Genomic DNA, 3,451 nt, shown 5'->3' with positions numbered 1-3,451 from the left:
GACCTCCACCACGACCTGCGTCACACCTGAGCGGAGACGGATACCGCTGCCCGCGGCGTGCCGGACGGATGCCGCGGGCAGCGGTATCCGTCTCCGCTCAGGTGTGACGCAGGTCGTGGTGGAGGTCCTTCGCGGCCTGCACGACCAGCGGGCCCAGCCGGCGCTCATCGGCGCGCTCGAGGTGCACGACCAGGCCGACGGCGACGGGCGGCAGACCCTCGACGCGGGGCAGCGCGGCGGCGACGGAGACGTTGCCCAGCGTCATCTCCTCGCGCGTCGTGGCGTAGCCGAGCGCGCGCGTGCGGGCGATGTCGGCGCGGAGGTCGGCCTCGCCCGTGATGGAGTTCACCGTCTCGCGCTCGAGCGGCGCCCGGAAGTACTGCCGCAGCCAGCTCTCGTCGCGTGTGGCGAGCAGCGCCTTGCCGACGCCGGTGGTGTGCAGGGGTCCGCGGCCGCCCATGCGGCTGAGGGTCGGGATCGACTGGCGGCCGGTGAGACGCCCGACGTACAGCGCGCTCGTGGTCTCGGGAGTGGCTCCGTCGAGCACGGCGAGGTGGACGTTCTCCCCGGTCGCCTCGTAGAGGCGCACCATGTGCGGCAGCGCCGTCTCGCGCAGGCGCAGCGAGAGTGGCGAGAGTTCGCCGAGCTCCCACAGCCGCGGGCCGATGGCGTAGGTGTGCCCGGGGCCCCGCGTCAGCAGCCCCTGGGCGACGAGCGTCGCGAGCAGGCGGTGGAGGGTCGAGGTCGCAAGCCCCGTGCGGGCCGCGAGCGTCGTCGCGGTGACGGCCGGTTCGTCGTCGGTGAAGCATCCGAGCACGCGCAGGGTGCGCTCGAGCACGCCCTCGCCGTCCGCCATGCTTCCTCCCCGAGCGACGTTACCCGCCTGGACGCGGTGGTCGAGCGAGCTCGTGCCGAGTGGCCGCCACCCCACCACCGGTCGTTGAACGAGCGAGGAACGAGCGAGACGAAACGCGCCCACACCCCGCGCCCCCGTTCGGCCCGACGCGTTTCGTCTCGGTCGCCGGCGCTCCCACGCTCAACGACCGCGACATCCCGCCCGGTCGTTGAGCGAGCGAGGAACGAGCGAGACGAAACGCGCCTGCGCACCTCAATGGCAGAGTGGGCGCATGGCCAACTCGCCCTCCGGCGACTCGATGACGTCGCGCATCGTGCGCGTGCTCGAGACGTTCACAGCCGAGCGCTCGATGCAGTCGGCCACCGAGATCGGACGGCGCGCAGGGCTCCCGTCGTCTACGGCGCACCGGATCGTCGACGAGCTCGTCGACGCGGGGCTCCTCGAGCGCGACGAGGACCGCCGCGTCCACCTGGGCCTGCGCCTGTGGGAGCTCGCCCTCCGAGGTTCGACCGCGCTCCGTCTGCGCCAGGCCGCGCTGCCCTACATGGAGCAGGTGCAGGCCCGCATCCGCGAGCACACGCAGCTCGCGGTGCTCGAGCAGGACGAGGCCCTCTTCCTCGAGCGCCTCTCGCACCCCGACGCCGGCGCGAACATCACCCGCATCGCCGGGCGCCTGCCGCTGCACGCCTCCTCGTCCGGCCTCGTGCTGCTGGCGCACGCACCCGCGGCGCTGCGCGAGCGCGTGCTCGCGGGCACGCTGCGCGCCCTCGCGCCGGAGACGGTGACGGATGCCGCACGCCTGCGTCGCCTGCTCGCCGAGGTCCGCCGCACCGGGGTGGTGGTCGCGCCGGGCTCGATCGAGGCGGTCTCGACCGGCGTCGCCGTTCCCATCCGCGACGCCGGAGAGGTGGTCGCCGCGCTGTCGGTGGTGCTGCCGCGCGAGACGGAACCGGATGCCGCCGTCACGGCGCTGCGCGAAGCCGCAGCGGGAATCGAGGCCGCGCTCCGCGCCGACCGCCGCTGACCTCGAAGGACGCGCGAGAGGAACGGACGAAGCGGCCGGTCCCCTCAGGTGAGTCGAGGAAGCGCGCGTCCTCAGTTGAGGAAGCGCGAGCTGCGCCCTCAGCTGAAGAATCCAGCGGCGCGTCCTCAGTTGAGGAAACGAGCTGAGATGAGGGAGGAAAGGGCGACACGGCTCCTCATCTCGGCTCACGTCCTCATTTGAGGACGCCGGTGCTCGGTGACTCGCGACCGAGCCACGCTGCCCGCCGCGACGGGCGAGCGGCAGGCGGGGATGCCATCCCGATCAACGGGAATCCGATGCAACGCCGACGCAGCGGGGCCACACTGGGCCGAGGCATCCGCTTCCGAACGTCGAAGGAGACGCTCATGTCCACGATCCGCACCCGCGTCGCCATCGTCGGCGCCGGGCCTGCCGGCCTCCTGCTCTCGCACCTGCTGGGGATCGCGGGCATCGAGTCCGTCGTCATCGACCAGCGCTCACGCGACGAGATCGAGACGACGATCCGCGCAGGCATCCTCGAGCAGGGCACCGTCGAGGTGCTCGACTCCTCCGGCGCCTCGAGCCGCGTGCGCACCGTCGGCAACCGCCACGACGGCATCGAGCTGCGCTTCGCGGGGGCCGGTCACCGCATCGACTTCGCCGAGCTCGTCGGCCGCGGCGTGTGGCTGTACCCCCAGCACGAGGTGCTGAAAGACCTCATCGCCGTGCGCCTCGGCAAGGGCCAGGACCTCCGCTTCGGCGTGACCGCGGTGCGGGTCGAGGACGCGGCAACCGCTCGCCCACGCCTCATCGCCACCGACGCCGACGGATCGCCGCTCGAGATCGAGGCCGACTTCGTCGTCGGCGCCGACGGTTCCCGCAGCGTCGTGCGCGAGGCGGTCACCGGCTCGCACACCGGCGGCTACTTCCGCGAGTACCCGTTCGCATGGTTCGGCATCCTGTGCGAGGCGCCGCCGAGCGCCGACGAGCTGATCTACAGCAACTCGCCCAACGGCTTCGCGCTCATCAGCCAGCGCAGCGCCACCGTGCAGCGCATGTACTTCCAGTGCGACCCGGATGCCGATCCCGGCGCCCTCAGCGAGGCGCAGCTGTGGGACGAGCTGCAGTCGCGCGTACCCGGCACGACGCTGAAGGAGGGGCCGATCTTCCAGCGCGACGTGCTGCGGTTCCGGAGCTTCGTCGCCCACGAGCTGCTGAACAACCGCGTGGCACTCATCGGCGACGCCGCGCACACCGTGCCGCCCACCGGTGCGAAGGGCATGAACCTCGCGGTCGCCGACGTGCTGGTGCTCGAGCGGGCGCTGCGGGCGCTCCTGCTCGAGAACGACCACCGCCTCATCGAGGCATTCCCCGAGAAGGCGCTGCACCGCATCTGGAAGGCGCAGCACTTCTCGTGGTGGATGACGAACATGCTGCACGTCGCACCCGACGCGTCGGACTTCGACCGCCTGCGCCAGCTCGGCGAGCTGCGTTCCGTCGTCGAGTCCGAGGCGGGGCGCCGCTTCCTCGCCGAGGCCTACACCGGGTGGCCTCTCGAGGGACTCGCCTGACCCCGTCCCCTCCGGCCACTC

At 72.2% G+C, this 3,451-nt stretch carries 3 protein-coding genes; 2 read left to right on the top strand and 1 reads right to left on the bottom strand.

Translation table 11 applies throughout. The annotated features are described in order from the left end of the window. Window positions 1–97 precede the first annotated feature (97 nt). On the bottom strand, window positions 98–856 hold the full coding sequence (locus tag ACI3KX_RS21935) for an IclR family transcriptional regulator (RefSeq protein WP_363355430.1): 759 nt from the start codon (window positions 854–856) through the stop codon (window positions 98–100). Between the two features lie 271 nt (window positions 857–1,127). On the opposite strand from ACI3KX_RS21935, the gene ACI3KX_RS21930 reads away from it, so the two are divergent. Continuing rightward, window positions 1,128–1,880 (top strand): IclR family transcriptional regulator, encoded by a 753-nt coding sequence (locus ACI3KX_RS21930; protein WP_404911074.1) that lies wholly within the window; start codon window positions 1,128–1,130, stop codon window positions 1,878–1,880. Window positions 1,881–2,245: 365 nt separating this feature from the next. Then, window positions 2,246–3,430: a 4-hydroxybenzoate 3-monooxygenase gene (locus ACI3KX_RS21925; protein WP_363355434.1), complete on the top strand. Its 1,185-nt coding sequence runs from the start codon at window positions 2,246–2,248 to the stop codon at window positions 3,428–3,430. Window positions 3,431–3,451 lie beyond the last annotated feature (21 nt).

It is taken from the genome of Microbacterium sp. ZW CA_36 (genome assembly GCF_044987475.1).
Lineage (GTDB): Bacteria > Actinomycetota > Actinomycetes > Actinomycetales > Microbacteriaceae > Microbacterium.
The sequence above is the reverse complement of the archived record's forward strand: the minus strand, read 5'-3'. Positions and strand labels throughout refer to the sequence as shown.